General features: G+C 70.6%; 19 protein-coding genes. 7 read left to right on the forward strand and 12 right to left on the reverse strand.

From position 1 onward, the window contains the following. Positions 1-29 precede the first annotated feature (29 nt). The gene (locus ABZ208_RS18115) at positions 30-347 is read right to left on the reverse strand and encodes a hypothetical protein (protein WP_356910450.1); all 318 of its coding nucleotides are present in this window, start codon (positions 345-347) and stop codon (positions 30-32) included. A gap of 108 nt (positions 348-455) precedes the next feature. Here ABZ208_RS18115 and ABZ208_RS18120 point away from each other — a divergent pair, with 108 nt between their 5' ends. From ABZ208_RS18120 to ABZ208_RS18130, 3 genes are all read left to right on the forward strand, one after another. Beyond that, positions 456-812 (forward strand): hypothetical protein, encoded by a 357-nt coding sequence (locus tag ABZ208_RS18120; RefSeq protein WP_328397140.1) that lies wholly within the window; start codon positions 456-458, stop codon positions 810-812. 261 nt (positions 813-1,073) lie between these two features. Then, the gene (locus tag ABZ208_RS18125; protein WP_356910451.1) at positions 1,074-2,333 is read left to right on the forward strand and encodes an Ig-like domain-containing protein; all 1,260 of its coding nucleotides are present in this window, start codon (positions 1,074-1,076) and stop codon (positions 2,331-2,333) included. A gap of 128 nt (positions 2,334-2,461) precedes the next feature. Then, positions 2,462-3,535 (forward strand): GNAT family N-acetyltransferase, encoded by a 1,074-nt coding sequence (locus ABZ208_RS18130; protein WP_356910452.1) that lies wholly within the window; start codon positions 2,462-2,464, stop codon positions 3,533-3,535. Here ABZ208_RS18130 and ABZ208_RS18135 read toward each other — a convergent pair. Then, positions 3,481-4,740: a serine hydrolase domain-containing protein gene (locus ABZ208_RS18135; RefSeq protein WP_356910453.1), complete on the reverse strand. Its 1,260-nt coding sequence runs from the start codon at positions 4,738-4,740 to the stop codon at positions 3,481-3,483. The genes ABZ208_RS18130 and ABZ208_RS18135 overlap by 55 nt on opposite strands. Before the next feature lie 298 nt (positions 4,741-5,038). On the opposite strand from ABZ208_RS18135, the gene ABZ208_RS18140 reads away from it, so the two are divergent. Continuing rightward, the gene (locus ABZ208_RS18140; RefSeq protein WP_356910454.1) at positions 5,039-5,389 is read left to right on the forward strand and encodes a DUF1330 domain-containing protein; all 351 of its coding nucleotides are present in this window, start codon (positions 5,039-5,041) and stop codon (positions 5,387-5,389) included. Positions 5,390-5,423: 34 nt separating this feature from the next. Here the strand turns inward: ABZ208_RS18140 and ABZ208_RS18145 are convergent, their stop codons facing one another. The 3 genes from ABZ208_RS18145 to ABZ208_RS18155 form a co-directional block, all read right to left on the reverse strand. Beyond that, positions 5,424-5,804: a VOC family protein gene (locus ABZ208_RS18145; RefSeq protein ID WP_356910455.1), complete on the reverse strand. Its 381-nt coding sequence runs from the start codon at positions 5,802-5,804 to the stop codon at positions 5,424-5,426. A gap of 69 nt (positions 5,805-5,873) precedes the next feature. Further along, positions 5,874-7,454, reverse strand: coding sequence for a hypothetical protein (locus ABZ208_RS18150; protein ID WP_356910537.1), 1,581 nt, complete (start codon positions 7,452-7,454; stop codon positions 5,874-5,876). 85 nt (positions 7,455-7,539) lie between these two features. After that, a complete protein-coding gene (locus ABZ208_RS18155) occupies positions 7,540-7,893 on the reverse strand; it encodes a hypothetical protein (RefSeq protein ID WP_356910456.1) in 354 nt (117 codons plus the stop codon). 282 nt (positions 7,894-8,175) lie between these two features. Between ABZ208_RS18155 and ABZ208_RS18160 the strand changes: the two genes are divergently transcribed. After that, entirely contained in the window at positions 8,176-8,571 is a 396-nt protein-coding gene (locus ABZ208_RS18160; protein WP_356910457.1) for a VOC family protein, read from the forward strand. Positions 8,572-8,665: 94 nt separating this feature from the next. Here the strand turns inward: ABZ208_RS18160 and ABZ208_RS18165 are convergent, their stop codons facing one another. The 3 genes from ABZ208_RS18165 to ABZ208_RS18175 form a co-directional block, all read right to left on the reverse strand. After that, positions 8,666-9,268: a GPP34 family phosphoprotein gene (locus ABZ208_RS18165; protein WP_356910458.1), complete on the reverse strand. Its 603-nt coding sequence runs from the start codon at positions 9,266-9,268 to the stop codon at positions 8,666-8,668. Between the two features lie 131 nt (positions 9,269-9,399). Further along, positions 9,400-10,101, reverse strand: coding sequence for a peptide-methionine (S)-S-oxide reductase MsrA (gene msrA / locus ABZ208_RS18170; protein WP_356910459.1), 702 nt, complete (start codon positions 10,099-10,101; stop codon positions 9,400-9,402). Positions 10,102-10,206: 105 nt separating this feature from the next. Continuing rightward, positions 10,207-11,310, reverse strand: coding sequence for a hypothetical protein (locus tag ABZ208_RS18175; RefSeq protein WP_356910460.1), 1,104 nt, complete (start codon positions 11,308-11,310; stop codon positions 10,207-10,209). Between the two features lie 135 nt (positions 11,311-11,445). Between ABZ208_RS18175 and ABZ208_RS18180 the strand changes: the two genes are divergently transcribed. Further along, complete coding sequence (locus ABZ208_RS18180) at positions 11,446-12,600, forward strand: cystathionine gamma-synthase (RefSeq protein ID WP_356910461.1); 1,155 nt, start codon at positions 11,446-11,448, stop codon at positions 12,598-12,600. Between the two features lie 72 nt (positions 12,601-12,672). Here the strand turns inward: ABZ208_RS18180 and ABZ208_RS18185 are convergent, their stop codons facing one another. The 4 genes from ABZ208_RS18185 to ABZ208_RS18200 all read right to left on the reverse strand — a co-directional run bounded on the left by ABZ208_RS18185 (position 12,673) and on the right by ABZ208_RS18200 (position 14,244). Then, complete coding sequence (locus tag ABZ208_RS18185; protein ID WP_356910462.1) at positions 12,673-12,864, reverse strand: DUF1059 domain-containing protein; 192 nt, start codon at positions 12,862-12,864, stop codon at positions 12,673-12,675. Between the two features lie 113 nt (positions 12,865-12,977). Then, complete coding sequence (locus ABZ208_RS18190) at positions 12,978-13,229, reverse strand: hypothetical protein (protein WP_356910463.1); 252 nt, start codon at positions 13,227-13,229, stop codon at positions 12,978-12,980. Next, on the reverse strand, positions 13,226-13,699 hold the full coding sequence (locus ABZ208_RS18195; protein ID WP_356910464.1) for a sigma factor-like helix-turn-helix DNA-binding protein: 474 nt from the start codon (positions 13,697-13,699) through the stop codon (positions 13,226-13,228). The genes ABZ208_RS18190 and ABZ208_RS18195 overlap by 4 nt, the downstream gene beginning before the upstream one ends. A gap of 32 nt (positions 13,700-13,731) precedes the next feature. Continuing rightward, the gene (locus tag ABZ208_RS18200; RefSeq protein WP_356910465.1) at positions 13,732-14,244 is read right to left on the reverse strand and encodes a MarR family transcriptional regulator; all 513 of its coding nucleotides are present in this window, start codon (positions 14,242-14,244) and stop codon (positions 13,732-13,734) included. A gap of 146 nt (positions 14,245-14,390) precedes the next feature. Here ABZ208_RS18200 and ilvA point away from each other — a divergent pair, with 146 nt between their 5' ends. Further along, positions 14,391-15,620: a threonine ammonia-lyase gene (gene ilvA, locus ABZ208_RS18205; RefSeq protein ID WP_356910466.1), complete on the forward strand. Its 1,230-nt coding sequence runs from the start codon at positions 14,391-14,393 to the stop codon at positions 15,618-15,620. Positions 15,621-15,802: the final 182 nt, after the last annotated feature.

Genomic DNA, 15,802 nt, shown 5'->3' on the forward strand with positions numbered 1-15,802 from the left:
CGCATCGGGGGGCGGCCCTTCGCGCTCCGTCAGAACGCGGCCGGGGCGGATGCGCGCCTGCGCACCGAGTAGGCCACGAACCCCGCCCCGATGCCCAGGCACGCCGTCCCGGTGATCACATACGGGGTGGTGTCGACACTGCCGGTCTGCGCGAGCGTCAGCTGCTGCTGACTCTCCGTGGTCGCCACGCCCTCGGAGACCTCCGCGGCGGAGGCGGTCGAACCGGTGCCGGAGTGCCGCGCGGAGTGTTTCTCTGCAGTGGCGTTGGCCGAGGGGACGAACCACAGAGCACAGAGCAAAGTCCCTGCGGCAGTGGCGGTGAGCAGCGGTCGACGTGCGACGGACACGGACTCGATCCCCCTTGAGGCATCCTCGACTTGGGTGGGTGCGCTGATGCTAGTGAAAGCAGCGGGTCGCAGGAAAGCCGCGAGCGCGGGAGCCCTACTCTCCGTCGTGTGACTACTTCTGAGACATCACAGTATGTGCGCCTACATGTGGAATTGGTGCTGGAGATCCAGGACCCCGGCGCCCTGACCGGCGCGGCCCTGGAGCGGATCGCGGACGACGAGTTCATGCCGGACGAGGAACGCGCGCACGCCGGTGCCACGGTCCGCGAGGACGAGGCGGAGGCGCTCGCGTATCTCGTGGACCCGTTCGACCTGGTCGGCGAGGTGCCCGGGGTGGAGCTCGCGCAGGCGTCGTGGAGCAGCGAGCAGATCGAGTACGACCCGGATGCGGAGGAATGGGACCTGGACGAGGAGGATGGAGAGTACGAGGATGAGGCAGGCACCGACGACGATGCCGGCCGCTGAGGCCGTCACGGGAATCTGACAGGCTTCGGGCCCCGGATCGCCGGGCAGGCGAACCAGGGCCCGGCCGGATCCGTGCCATGTTCCGTGTCGATCCGCGAACGGGCGCAACCAGCGCGGCGCCCGTCGCGTCGATCAGAATCGGTGCCGGAGTCTCGTGGGTCGAGATGGCGGTGAGTGGTGTTCCCCACATCCGTTCCGGGTGTGGAACCGGATCGCCCGGAACGCGTGTTACCAAGTGAGCGGTCAGGGGAATCGGTAACGATGGAGAAGCGTGTGATGACGGAAAGCAAGCGACGCCGGGGCCTGATGGTCGCCTCCGCGGTACTCGGCGGCGTGCTGGTGCTTTCGGCCTGCTCCGACGACGGGGACAAGTCCGGCGGCGCCCAGGACACATCACAGGCCAGGGCCGACGAGGCGGCCGCCAAGGACACCTCCAAGGCCCGAATAGCGATCTCGCCCAAGAACGGCGCGACCAACGCCAGCATCAACAACGCGGCCAAGGTCACCGTCAGCGACGGCACGCTGACCGAGGTCACGATGACCACGGCCGACGGCACGCCGGTGCAGGGCACCCTCGCGGCCGGCGGCAAGAGCTGGAAGCCCGACGGGCAGCTGCAGCGCTCGACCACCTACAAGATCGCCGCGGTGGCGAAGGACGCCAAGGGCCTCGAGGCCCACGAGAACGCGTCGTTCACGACCGTCTCGCCCGCCAACAGCTTCATCGGCAACTTCACGCCGGAGGACGGCTCCACCGTCGGCGTCGGCATGCCGGTCTCGATCAACTTCAACAAGGCGATCACCGACAAGAAGGCCGTCCAGTCCGGGATCACCGTGACCTCCAGCAGCGGTCAGGAGGTCGTCGGCCACTGGTTCAACCCCCAGCGCCTCGACTTCCGCCCCGACCAGTACTGGCAGGCCGGCTCGACCGTCACCCTGAAGCTCGAACTGGACGGCGTCGAGGGCGCGCCCGGTGTCGTCGGTGTCCAGCAGAAGACGGTCACCTTCAAGATCGGCCGGAACCAGGTCTCCGTCGTCGACGCCGCCGCCAAGACCCTGACGGTCACCCAGGACGGCAAGACGGTCAAGACCATCCCGATCTCCGCCGGTTCGCCCGACAACCCGACCTACAACGGTCAGATGGTGATCTCCGAGAAGTTCAAGGAGACCCGGATGAACGGTGCGACGGTCGGCTTCACGGACGACGACGGCAAGGGCGAGTACGACATCAAGGACGTCCCGCACGCGATGCGGCTGTCCACGTCGGGCACCTTCATCCACGGCAACTACTGGGGTGCCGACTCGGTCTTCGGCTCCGTCAACACCAGCCACGGCTGTGTGGGCCTGAACGACGTCAAGGGCGCGGGCGACCCGAACCAGCCCGCCGCCTGGTTCTTCGACAACTCGATCGTCGGTGACGTGGTGGTCGTCAAGAACTCCAAGGACACCACCATCAAGCCCGACAACGGCCTGAACGGCTGGAACCTGAACTGGGCGCAGTGGAAGGCCGCCTCCGCCGTCTGATCCCACCACCCGCACACTCCCACCGGCGGCGGCACCCTGGCTCAGGGTGCCGCCGCCGGCGTCTGCTCCGCCGTGCCCCTCGCGAAATTCCCCTGCGCGGCCGACGGCACGACCGTACGGTCCACAGCATGACGATCATCCGCCTTCCCTCCCCGCCGGCCGCCGCCACTGTCGACGCCTGGCACGCCGTCCTCCGGGCCGCGCATCTGCACGATCTGCCCGCCGACGTGCCCCCGCCGGGCCGGGCGCAGACCGAGGGAAAGCTCCGGCACCCCTCGGTGAACACCGAGGCCGTCCACCTCGTGGCCGTCGCCGCCGACGGCTCGTACGACGGCGTCGCGTCCCTGGTGCTGTTCCTGGACGAGAGAAACCGGCACACCGCCTTCCTCGACATGCTCGCCGTGCACCCGAGAGCAAGGAAGCAGGGCATCGGCGCGCGGCTCTGGAGCGCCGTACGCGACGAACTCGCCGCCCACAGGCGCACATCGGTCACGGTCGAAATCGAACTCGGCGGCGCGGGCGAGGCGTTCGCCGTCGGCCTCGGCTTCACCGATGTGCTGTCACTCGCCTGGTACGTGCAGAACATCTCCGACGCGCTCGCCGTCCACCCCCTGCCGGCCCGGCTGCCCGACGGCTACACCTACGCCCACTGGACCGGTGTCGTGCCCGACACGCTCGCCGCCGCGTTCGCCGAGGCTCACAACGCCATGGAGGACGCACCCAGCGGTGACATGGACCGGGCCACCCCCGCATGGGACGCGGACCGGGTCCGGGCCGCGGCACAGGTGATCGAGGACCGCGGCGGCGTCATCCTCTCCTCGGCGCTGGTGCACACGGCGGGCGGCAGCGACACCGTGGCCGCGTACACCGAGCTGGTGCTGCGCGACCCGTCGGACGTGCGGGCCCTGCAGTACGACACGGTGGTCCTGCCCGCTCACCGCGGCCGCGGCCTCGGCCGGGCCGTCAAGCGCCATATGCTCACCGCGGTCGCCTCGGCCCACCCGTACGTACGCGAGATCGCGACCACCGTCGCCGACGAGAACCGCCCGATGCTGGCGGTCAACCAGCAGCTCGGCTACCGGCGCGAGCGGGCCGTCGGCTACTTCCAGGCCGTGCTCCCACCCGAACGCGCCGGGCGGCCGGAGCGTCAGGCGGACGGGGACGGCGACGCCGCGGACGGCGCCGACGGCGGCAGGGCGTAGACATTGTCCGGGGTCACGATGCGGGTGACGGCATTCGCGAACAGCGTGCTGTTCTCGGAGCCCTTGTAGAGGAAGTCCGCGTTGGTGAGGATCACCAACGTCGCCTTGGCCGAGGGCAGATAGACCGTCACCGACTCGTAGCCGGGGAGCGAGCCGTTGTGCCCGATCCACCCGTTGGTGGTGAAGATGCCGAGCCCGTACGCGGTCCCCGGGTAGCCGGTGGGCAGCATCCGCAGGCGCTGCCGTTGTGTGGCGGGCTCGAGCAGTGTGCCTTTCGCGAGGATCGGCGCCCATCTCCGCAGGTCCTGCAGGTCGGAGATGATCGCGCCGGCGGCCCAGGCCCAGGACGGGTCCCAGTTCGTCGCGTTCGCGACCTCGCCGTTCGGCGTCTGCATCGTGTAGCCCTGGGCGTGCGGCTCGGGGAACTCGGTCCCCTTGGGGAAGAGCGTGTTGCGCAGACCCGCCGGTTCGATGACCTGCTGCTCGAGGAAGTCGCCCAGCGGTTGGCCGCTCACCTCCTCGATGACCAGGCCGAGCAGGATCAGGTTCGTGTTGGAGTAGTTGAACTTCTGCCCCGGGGCGAACAGTGGAGGGTGCTTGAAGGCGTAGTCGAGCAGCTGCTGCGGTGTGAACTTCCGGTCGGGGTCGGACATGAAGGCTTTGTCGAAGTCCGGGTCCTGGGTGTACGAGAAGAGTCCGCTGCGCATCTCGGCGAGCTGGCGCAGGGTGATCCGGTCCCCGTTGGGGACGTCGTCCACGTACTTCGAGATCGGGTCGTCGAGACCGAGCCGCCCCGCGTCCACCAGCCGCAGGATCCCGGTCACCGTGAACGTCTTGGTCTCGCTGCCGATCCGCATGTGCAGGTTCTCCGACATGGCGGCACCGGTGCCCTTGTCGGCCACACCGAACGAGCGGACGTAGGTGCCCTTGCCCGGCAGCCACAGCCCCACGGTCACCCCGGGCACGCCCGCCTGCTTCAGCGTCTGCTGGACGGCCTTGTCCAGCTGCGACGACAGAGCCGGGGTGAGTTCACGGACCGAGGTGCTGGGGGAGGGCGTCGGGGCGGCGGCCGCCGGCGGGGCGTTCGTCGTGGTGCCGCTGCACGCCGTCACTGCCAGAAGCCCGGCGGCGGCGCATGCCGCCACGGCGAGCCTGCCCTGGGCTGTTGCCGCCGCCCACCTGCGGCGTTCGGAGCTGCGCGTCATCCCGGATGCCTCTTTCCGCCGTGCGGTCGGTGCGGCGGCACGCGGAGAAGGAGGGTCGCGAAGGGGCGCGTGCCATGCCCAACGTAAGTCCGGCGCATGTCCCCGAAGAGGTGACCGGGCCCGGCACTGACCCGTTCGCAGCAGGCCGGAACGAGGACGGCACGGCATCCTGCCGGGCCGTCCGGCCGAACGGGGAGGCCGGTTACCCCGCAGGTAATCGACCGCCGCGCATGTCCCCGGCAGGATCGAACGCACCAGGCACCGCAAGGAGATCCGAACGCACCCCGGGAGGGGCACCATGAGCGCGTACGCCGTCGGCCACCTGCACCCCGCCGCCCACCTGGACGACGAGGTCTTCGACTACATGGAACGCATTCAGTCCACGCTCGACCCCTTCGGCGGCCGTTTCCTCGTCCACGGCGCATCCGTCGAGATCCGTGAGGGAGTCTGGCCGGGTGCGCTCGTCATCATCGGCTTCCCCGGCCTGGGGGAGGCCCGTGGCTGGTACGAGTCTGACGCCTACCAGGAGTTGATCCCTCTGCGCACCCGTCACATGGCAGGGGACGTCGTCCTCGTCGACGGCGTCGCCCCGGGCTACGACGCCGCCCGCACCGCCGCCCTGCTGCGCGAGGCACAGTCGGTGGCCTGACACCCGTCCGGCGACGGTCCGTCGAACCCGGCGCCTACTCGGGCACGTGGCAGACCGCCTCCACGTTGTTGCCGTCCGGGTCCCTGACGAACGCTCCGTAGTACGCGGGGTGGTACACCGGCCACACCCGTGGCTCGTGCAGCACCTCCGCCCCCGCCTCGACGGCCGCCGCGTGGAAGGCCCGCACCCCCGCGCGGTCGGCCGAGGCAAAGGCGATGTGCAGCTCGTGCGCCGCTTCCCCCTCATCGATCGTCGCGGGCCCGATCCAGAACGTCGGATGCGTGGTGCCGTACCCGATCACCTCGCCGTCGTTGCGCTCGATCATCCGCTTCCCGCCGAGCGTGGCCAGCAGACGGTCGTAGAAAGCGGCACTGACCGCCGGATCCCTCACCTGCACCGAAATGTGATCAATCATGACCCGAGCGTGACACACGCCACTGACAACGCCCCCGCCGCCGCACACCCGCCTCGCCCGCAGCTCGCCTCAGCCGCAGTCGTCACCGGTCGAAAGCCCCCACCGGTACGCCGAGTCGAGCCGGTACTCGCCCGCCCGTGGCACCGTCAGCCGTGTCCACTCGCCCTCCTGGCGCAGGCACCCGCCCTCGGCCCGCAGCCAGGGGGAGTACGCCACCTTGACCGTCACCGAGCCTGCCTCCGGGACGCGGACGACCAGCTCGGCGTCGGTGCCACGGACCACCGTCGCGGGGGGCGACACGAGAGGGACCGCGTCACGGACGCGGTACACCGTCCAGTCGTCGTCGCGCCACACCCGCTCCAGCCACTCCGGCTCGCTCCGTACGATCGCCGCCTCGGCCTCGGCCGGCCCGTCCGGCCGGCCGTGGTGCAGCACCACCAGGCCCACCGCCCAGCGGTCCAGCCACCCGCGGTACGTCGCGGCGTTCAGCGAACCGTCGTAGAAGAGCCGCCCGCGCTCCACGTCCAGTTGGCGGTTCCAGCCACGGGCCATGTTGACGTACGGCGCGAGCGCGGTCGCCTCACGGTGGTTGCGGGCCGGGACGACCTCGACGCGCGTACGGTCGGCCCCCAGCCGTTCCAGCTCCCGCACGAGACCATCGGTGTGCGCCGCCCACGCGGGCACGTCGTTCGAGACGGCCAGGTCGTCCTCCGTCTTGTCCGCCAGCCAGTACGAGTTCACCACCACCACGCAGGCGAGCACCGCACGCTGGAGCCGGGCGAGCCCGCCCGCGAGCACCGCGGCCAGCAGTACCGGCGGGCCCACCAGGCCCGCGAGCCGTTCGACGTTCGTGCCGATCGGGGACGCGACCAGATACGTCAGGACGACACCGGCCCCGTACACCCCGGCCCCGTACCGCACCACGCGCCATGCCGGCGGCGCCGCGATCACCAGCGCGGCCGAGACCAGCAACGGCAGCCACAGCTTGCCGCTCGCCATCGGCTGCTCGCCTCGGAACGGGAACAGAACCGTCACCGCCCCGACCACGACGACCGGCGGCACCACCAGCGCCGCAGCCCTGCGCCACTGCCGGTCCAGGCCGTACGCCGCACCCGCCACCAGCAGGAACAGTCCGGCGACGGGACTCGCCAGGGCCGCGAGCGCGACGCAGAGCGCCGCGACGGCGGTCGTGCCGACGTACCGCACCGCGAGCAGCCCGATCGCAACGCCCAGCGCGAAGGTGGTGCGCCCGGAGGCGATGTTGCACCACAGCGCGAGCGCCCCCGCCAGGGCCGGCCACAGCGGGCGGCGGACGTCACACCGCACGAACAGGCAGGCCAGCACCCACGTCCCGGCGAGCCCCGCGGCCACCGACACCGCGCGCACACCGAAGAAGGCCATCAAGGGCGGCGTCAGCACGCTGTAGTTGGCGATGTGCATCCCGCCGTACCAGGACAGGTTGTACGCCGAGCCCGGATGCCGCTCCATGAACCCGGCCCACGCCAGCTGGGCCGCCAGATCGCCGCCGCCGGTCGCGAGGACCACGGCCCACAGCACGTACAGCGGCACGACGACACCGGTCACGACGAGCGGGACGCGCCACCGAGGTGATGCGTCCCGCTCGTCGTCGTCCGTGCGTACGGTGCCGATGTACTCGCTGATCCCCACGGCGCACACCCTAGTGGGCCGGACTCGGCGCACCGCGTGGGCCGTTGCGCGGACTCGTGAGCCGTCGTCAGGGCAGGACGGACAGCTCCGCGAAGCCCGGCGAGAACGTCAGAAGCAGGCTCGGAACGCACAGGGCAAGCGCACTGACCGCCCAGTACGGCCGCGCCGGTACCCGGGTCAGCCGCAGGACGGCGTAGTTGGTCCCGGCGAAGACGAGCACCAGCGGAACGGACACGAGCAGCCAGGACAGAGCCGCCTCCACCGGCCCGGAGACCTCCGGCGACCTCTCGAACCGGCCGACGAGCACCTGCCACAGCACCATCAGAGGAAGGTTCAGCGCGAATCCGACGGTGAGATTGAGCGCCAGCGACACGGGCCAGGCACTGCACCTCAGCGGACGGCACGACCGGATCGCGCTCACGGCATCTCCTGCCCGGAATCGTCGGCGACGGGAAGCCGGCCACCGCTCGGGCCGGGCCGTGACCGAACCACCGGAGACCGATGGATCTCCTGGGGCGAAACATATCCGCCCTGGCCGGAGCCGTCCCGACCGGGTGAGCCGCCCCCATGACGGTGCGACCGGACTACGGCGCGAGCGGTCTGCAAGCGCGGCCGGACACCGGGCGTTCGGGCACGAGACATCCATGCGCCGGGGGACCTACCGTGGAACGACAGGCGCCGCCGATTCGAGGAGGTCCGCACGATGTCCGTCGAGCTGAACCACACGATCGTCGCAGCGCACGACAAGCGGGCGTCGGCCCGGTTCCTCGCCGACGTGCTGGGGCTGGAGACGGGCCGGCCGTTCGGCCCGTTCCTGCCGGTCGAGACGCACAACGGCGTCACCCTCGACTACGTCGAGGCCGGCGAGGCCGACATCCCGCCCCAGCACTACGCGTTCCTGGTCTCCGAGACCGATTTCGACGCGATATTCGCCCGCATCGAGGCAGCGGGCCTCACGTACTGGGCGGACCCCTCCCACAGCCGCCCTGGCGAGATCAACCACAACGACGGCGGGCGCGGCGCCTACTTCGACGACCCGAACGGCCACAACATGGAGATCCTGACGAGGCCGTACGGAAGCGGCGATCCCACGCCGTAGGCGACCGGCTCCGAGGGGCGCGCCCCCGGACACCACCTCCGGGGCCCTCCGGAACGTCAAGCCCCGCTCGTAGCCTTGTTCCCCGCCGGCCTCGTCACTCGCCTCGCCAGATGTTGTCGAAGGCCGACTCTTCGATGCTGCGCCGTTGCCGTACCGCTTCCAGTTCCATCACAGCGTCGTTGACGGCAGCCAGTACGGTCACAGTGGTGTCGTCGGAGAGATGCTGAGGGTCTTCGGCCGGCTCCTGGATTCCCGTGGCTGCCGCGAGGGCGGCGAGGACGGGTTCGCCCGACGTCCAGCGGTCGGCTGCGTGGCGACGATCCGGTGAGTCGGCCAGTGCCGTTCGGTCGGTCCGGACGGGAATCCAGCGGTGGCGTTGCCGAGTGACCTGTCCTTCCGTCTCCAGGGCGGCGAGATAGGCCGAGGACAGGCCACGGCCACGGCGCCACAGCCACTCCTCGACGGACTCGTACGGCGCCTGCCGGACGAGTGACGACGCTGCATCGTGCAACAGCGGGTCACCTCCTGCCGACGGCGGGCCGGGCACGATGCGGTCGCCGTCCAGTGTGAGCTCCTGGGCGTCGATGAGGTCGACCAGCTCTGCTCCCGCGAGGGCGAGCGACAGGTCCCCCTGCTCGACGGGACGGCCGGACGCGGCGTCCAGGGTGACGATGAACAGGTCACGCGCTGTGGTCATGGCGGGCTCCATGTCGAGGGCATGGGTGGTGATACGTGGCCAGGAGGCCAGCGCCGGACACAGCGTCTACGTGTCCGGCGCTTCCTTGACGACCGGGACCGGTCCTGCCGGGGCTGACGGCCCCTTCGGGATCAGTCCTCAGCAGGCGCGATCCCCGTCGGGCACGAGGCACCCCAGTTGGTCTCGAACGGGGTGCTCAGCGTGACCCCCGTCCCGCCGATGCCGCAGTAACCCGCAGGGTTCTTGTCGAGGTACTGCTGGTGATACGCCTCGGCCGGATAGAACGGGCGGCCCTCCGCAGGCAGCAGCTCCGTCGTGATCGTGCCGAACCCGGAGCCCGTCAGGACCTTCTGGTACGCCTCCCTCGACGCCGCCGCGGCCGCCGCCTGCGACGGTGAGTGGGTGTAGATCGCCGAGCGGTACTGCGTGCCGACGTCGTTGCCCTGGCGGAAGCCCTGCGTGGGGTTGTGGGACTCCCAGAACAGCTTGAGCAGGGTCCCGTACGACACCTTCCGCGGATCGAAGACGACCCGGACCGCCTCCGTGTGGCCCGTCAGGCCCGAGCAGGTCTCGTCGTACGTGGGGTTCGGGGTGTGGCCGCCCTGGTAGCCGACCAGGGTGGTCCAGACACCGGGCGTCTGCCAGAACTTGCGCTCCGCGCCCCAGAAGCAGCCGAGGCCGAAGTCCGCGATCTCCAGGCCCTCGGGGTACGGCCCGAGCAGCGGGTTGCCGAGGACCGTGTGGCGGGAGGGGACGTCGAAGGCCGGTGTTTCGCGGCCGCGCAGGGCCTCGTCGGGGGTGGGCAGCACAGGGACGCGATGGTTCAGGAACATGCGGGCTCTCCTCGGCGAGTGGGTCCGTACGGGGTGAACGTACGGACCCGCCCAGGCATTCCGTGAGGCGTCGTGGCAGTGCCGTGACCCGGGCGGGGACCGCCCTCAGTGCGGCAGCGTCGCCGGACTGCCGCCGTTCGCCTCGTACCCCGCCACTGCCAGGTTCCGGTGGATCGTGTACGCCGCCGCGGGGTCGTCGCTGTGCGTCCACGGCAGTGCGCCGACATGGCCGTCGACATGCACCACCTGGTTCATCGCCTCGGCCCAGCGCTCGGAGCGGACCAGGAACAGGATCAGCAGATGGCGTACGTGCGCCAGCATCGGGTCGTCGGGGCGGGCCGAGTGCACGGCGAACAGCGAGCCCTCCACCGCCTTGGTGACCACCGCGCTCTGGTAGAAGCTCCGGACCAGGTTGACCTCGGGCAGGTGCTCGTACACCGCGAAGAGGGGCAGCGCGGCGAGCAGTGAGCCGTGCGGCGCCCGCGCCGCGGCGGTCGTGGCGAAGTGGTCCGCCTCCTCGCGGGAGCCGTGCCACTTCTCGCACAGATAGTGCAGGGCTGCCAGGTGCGCGCCCATGTGCTCCGGCGCGCGGTCGATCACCTTCGCCCACAGCTGGTCGAACTGCTCGTGGGGGTAGCCCAGTCCGCGGGCGACGGCCAGCTCCACGATGTACGGGACGGGGTCGCCGGGTGCGAGCAGAGCGGCCTCGGCGCAGACGCTGCGGGCCTCTTCGAGAATGATCCGGAAGTCGTCCGTGCCGGCGGCCGACGAGCGCCAGGCCTGCTGCACGAGGAACTCCGCGTGCACCTGTGCTCCGCCCGCGTCCTTCGGGGACTCGGAGCGCCAGGCGCGCAGCCATGCCCCGCCGGCGCCGGGCTGCTGCTGCAGCTCCAGCGACGCGGCCCCTGCGAAGGCCTGGACGCGCTGCCAGCGCATCTCGCCCTCCTTCGGGGTGCCGGCGAGCAGCTGCGACGCGGCCCGCCAGTCCTGGGTGCGCTGGACGACGTCGAGTACGTCGAGGAGGTCCTGGTCCGGGCCGGGCAGCCGGACGTCCAGCTCCTCCTCGCGGACGAAACCGTACGTGTCCGGGTCGGCGGCGTCGGGCGAGCCGGGCACGGCGAGGCGGATGCCGCCGCGGCGGCGCAGCATGAACGGGCCGAGGACCGCCACCAGCATGCACATCGCGAGCAGGAACCAGAGAATCTCCATGACCCCATTGTCCCGGACGCCGATCGGGACGGACCACGCACGTCCCCCGCCCTGTTCCGGTCCACTGCTCCGGTGCACTGTATTGGCCACTCCCCGTACCGCGGGCGGGACTGCGCGGGACTACGCTCGGACCTCATGAGCGATCCGCACAGCTTTCAGAGCTTCGAGACCCGCGCCATCCATGCGGGCAACACAGCCGATCCGCTGACCGGCGCGGTCGTGCCGCCCATCTACCAGGTGTCCACCTACAAGCAGGACGGTGTGGGCGGACTGCGCGGCGGCTACGAGTACAGCCGCAGCGCCAACCCGACGCGTACGGCGTTGGAGGAGAACCTCGCCGCCATCGAGGGTGGCCGGCGTGGCCTCGCCTTCGCCTCAGGTCTCGCCGCCGAGGACTGCCTGCTGCGTACGCTGCTGGTGCCCGGCGACCATGTGGTGATCCCCAACGACGCCTACGGCGGAACGTTCCGGCTCTTCGCCAAGGTCGTCTCGCGCTGGGGCGTGGAGTGGTCGGTGGCCGACACCTCCGACCCGGCGGCGGTGCGCGCCGCGGTCACCGACCGAACGAAGGTGATCTGGGTCGAGACGCCGTCCAACCCGCTGCTCGGTATCACCGACATCGCGGCGGTCGCGGACGTGGCCCGTACGGCGGGCGCGAAGCTGGTCGTCGACAACACCTTCGCCAGCCCTTATCTCCAGCAGCCGATCGCGCTCGGCGCGGATGTCGTGGTGCACTCGCTCACCAAGTACATGGGCGGGCACTCGGACGTGGTCGGCGGTGCGCTGATCGCCAACGACGACGCGCTGGGCGAGGAGTTGGCGTACCACCAGAACGCGATGGGCGCCGTCGCCGGGCCGTTCGACGCCTGGCTGGTGCTGCGCGGCATCAAGACGCTGCCCGTCCGGATGGACCGGCACAGCGAGAACGCGACACGGGTCGCCGAGATGCTCACCGAGCATCCGAAGGTCACCAAGGTGCTGTACCCGGGGCTGCCCGAGCACCCGGGTCACGAGGTCGCCGCGAAGCAGATGAAGGCGTTCGGCGGCATGGTCTCGTTCCAGGTGGAAGGCGGCGAGGCGGCGGCGGTCGAGGTCTGCAACCGCACCCGGCTGTTCACGCTGGGCGAGTCGCTGGGTGGTGTGGAGTCGCTGATCGAGCACCCGGGCCGGATGACGCACGCGTCCGTGGTGGGCTCGGCGCTGGAGGTGCCGGGCGATCTGGTCCGGCTCTCGGTCGGTATCGAGGCGGTCGACGACCTGCTGGCGGACCTCAAGCAGGCGCTGGGCTAGCAGGTCACGAACAGGTCCGTGGGGGGCACCGGTCGGCAGGTGACCCCCACGGACCCGGGCATGCCCTCCGGCTCAGGCATCCACCTTCTCGTCCTCGAGGGACTCGCGGATCATCTGCCGCAGCTCCGGTCCGTCGGTGTGGCCGTGGACGGAGATCGCGTGCTCGGCGGCCGCCCGTGCCACTTCCTCTTCCTCACCGCTGATGGTGAGAGTGCAGCCCGAGACACTCGGGTGATTGCGGCAGTCGGCGACTTTCCTGGTCATGGGCACCTCCTGGGGTCGGGAAGTAGGCCGCTCACCACCAGGATAAGTCCGGACAACGAGGGCGACAGGCCCGCTCGGGCGGCCGCTACCGGCCCGCCAGGGGCGTCCGCCCGCTACCAGCCTTCCAGGGGCGGCGTCGTCTTCGACGGCGGTACGACCCAGGGCTCGGCCACCGACGCCCACATCAGGAACGCGATCACGGCCAGGACCAGCAGCAGCCAGCCCGCCCGGCGCAGCGCGCGATGACGGCGCAGCAGCCGGTTGCCCCGCTCGGTGGCGTGCTGCAGCAGATCGGGCGGGACCGCGGTGTGCCGCACGTCCAGCATCCGCCGGATCTCGTCCTCCCTGCGGTCCGAACTGCTCATGACGCCGCCTCCACACGCGGCAGCGGCGGCGCCGGCGGGGCGCTGCGCATGATCCCGATCGCACGGGCGCAGATTGCCCGGACCCGCTCCACCGGCAGCCCGATCAGTGCGGCCGTCTGCTCCTCGGCCACCCCTTCGTACAGGCGAAGCACCAGGATGAGACGTTCCTGCGGGGTGAGGCGGCCGAGCATGCCGCCGCGCACCTTGCTCCAGCGCCAGGCGCTGCGGGCGAAGCGGGCGGCGAGTTCCTGGCGGGTGCGGTCGTACGGGTCCTCGCCGCGCAGCCGGTCCCAGTCCGCGTACGTGCGGGCCAGCGCGCCGGTCAGCAGACGCCGTGCGTGCGGGTTGGCGCCCGGCTGCTCGGCCGTCAGAAGTGTCGCGGCGTGCAGAAGCCTGCCGGCCGCGCCCGCGACGAAGGCCTCGAACTCCTGGGCGCGGCGGCGATCCATGGCTGAATGCCGCTCGCTCACATCCTCATATAGGGCCAGAAAGGATGCCCGGGTCAAGAGGTCGGCAGGGTCTCCGTCTCCGTGGCCGGCAGACCGGCCTGGCGGGCGGAGAGCGCCATGTTGAAGCGGGTGAGCAGGGTGCAGAAGGACTCACGCTCGCTCTCGGTCCAGCCCTCCGTCACCTGGGCCATCAGCTCGCGTCGTGAGGAGCGGACCTCCTCGAGGCGTGCCTGGCCGCGCGGGGAGAGCTGGAGCACGACCGCTCGGCCGTCCTCCGGGTGCGAGGTGCGTTTGACCAGGCCGGTGTCGACGAGCGGTGCAACCTGGCGGGTAACGGTCGAGGAGTCGATGCCCATCCCCGCGGCAAGTGCCTTGACGCCCATCGGGCCTTCGTGGTCGAGCCGGTTGAGCAGCAGATACGCGGCTCGGTCCATCGAGTTGCGGACCTGGCCGACGCCGCCGAGTCGCGTCTGTTCGGCTCGGCGGGCGAACACGGCGACCTGGTGCTGGAGGGCATCGAGGAGGCCGGGGCCGAAATCAGTCGTCATGTCCTGAGAAGTGGGCATGGCTACGGGGGCTCTCTCGTGCGGTGGTCGGTTGGTGGGGGACAGAGTACGCGGCCGAAAGGCGCCGCGTACGGGCGCTGCACAAACCCGTGAAGAAGCCGGGATCCGGGCGGGCGGGCCCGCGGTGAGCTGCGAGACTTGGTGTCATGAGCTTCAGTACGCCTGGCTCCTTGCGGTCCGTCATTCTGGACGACGTCCGAGGTGCTCAGAAGATGCTGGCCGGGGTCGCGCGAATGACGGCGATGGAGGGCAGCAGGCATCTGTCACAGCTGGTCGGCGCCCCTGTGCACCTCAAATGCGAGAACCTTCAGCGCACGGGTTCGTTCAAGCTGCGCGGTGCGTACGTACGGATCTCGGGGCTGCGCCCGGAGGAGCGGGCGGCCGGTGTCGTCGCCGCGTCCGCCGGGAACCACGCGCAGGGTGTGGCGCTGGCGTCCTCGCTTCTCGGGGTGCGCTCCACCGTCTTCATGCCGGTCGGTGCCCCGTTGCCGAAGGTGGCCGCGACCCGGGAGTACGGCGCCGATGTGCGGCTGCAGGGCCAGGGGATCGAGGACACGCTGGCCGCGGCCGAGGACTACGCGCACGAGACGGGCGCGGTGTTCATCCATCCCTTCGACCACCCGGACATCGTCGCGGGCCAGGGCACGGTCGGCCTGGAGATCCTGGAGCAGTGCCCGGAGGTGCGGACGATCCTCGTGGGCGTCGGCGGGGGCGGGCTGCTGGCGGGGATCGCCGTCGCGGTGAAGTCGGTGCGTCCCGATGTGAAGGTGATCGGGGTGCAGGCGGAGGGCGCCGCCGCGTATCCGCCGTCGCTGGCGGCCGGGCATCCGGTCTCGATCGACGCGCCGACGACGATGGCGGACGGCATCAAGGTGGGGCGCCCGGGCGATGTGCCGTTCAAAATCATTGGCGATCTTGTCGATGGCGTCCGTACCGTCTCCGAGGACGCGCTCTCCAGCGCACTGCTGCTCTGTCTCGAGCGGGCCAAGCTTGTCGTCGAGCCGGCCGGGGCGAGCACGGTGGCCGCGCTGCTGAGCGAGCCGAAGGCTTTCGCGGGTCCGGTGGTGGCCCTGCTGTCCGGTGGCAACGTGGATCCGCTGCTGATGCAGCGCATCCTCCGGCACGGTATGGCGGCCGCCGGGCGCTATCTGTCGTTGCGGCTGCGCCTGACGGACCGGCCAGGCGCTCTGGCCGCTCTGCTGGGTGCGTTGTCAGTGGCTGACGCTAACGTCCTGGACGTGAGCCATGTGCGGACCGATCCGCGACTGGGTCTCACGGAGGCGGAGGTGGAGCTGCAGCTGGAGACGAAGGGCCCTGAGCACTGCGAGGAGGTCGCGGTGGCACTGCGGGCGGCGGGTTACCGGGTCATGGACTGAACCCGCGGGGGACGTGCGCAGCGGACACCGTCATTGCGCGGCGCCGCACACCGAAGAGACGCGACACAGTCTTGTGTATCGCGATGTATCGCGTTACCGTAGAGCGCTGCCCTGCTCCTGCCCTGCGCGGGACACGAGCGGGCAAAGCCATTCCTCCGCCCACGAAGAACCCCACCCACCCG

Origin of the sequence: Streptomyces sp. NPDC006208 (assembly GCF_040613775.1) — a bacterium.
Lineage (GTDB): Bacteria > Actinomycetota > Actinomycetes > Streptomycetales > Streptomycetaceae > Streptomyces.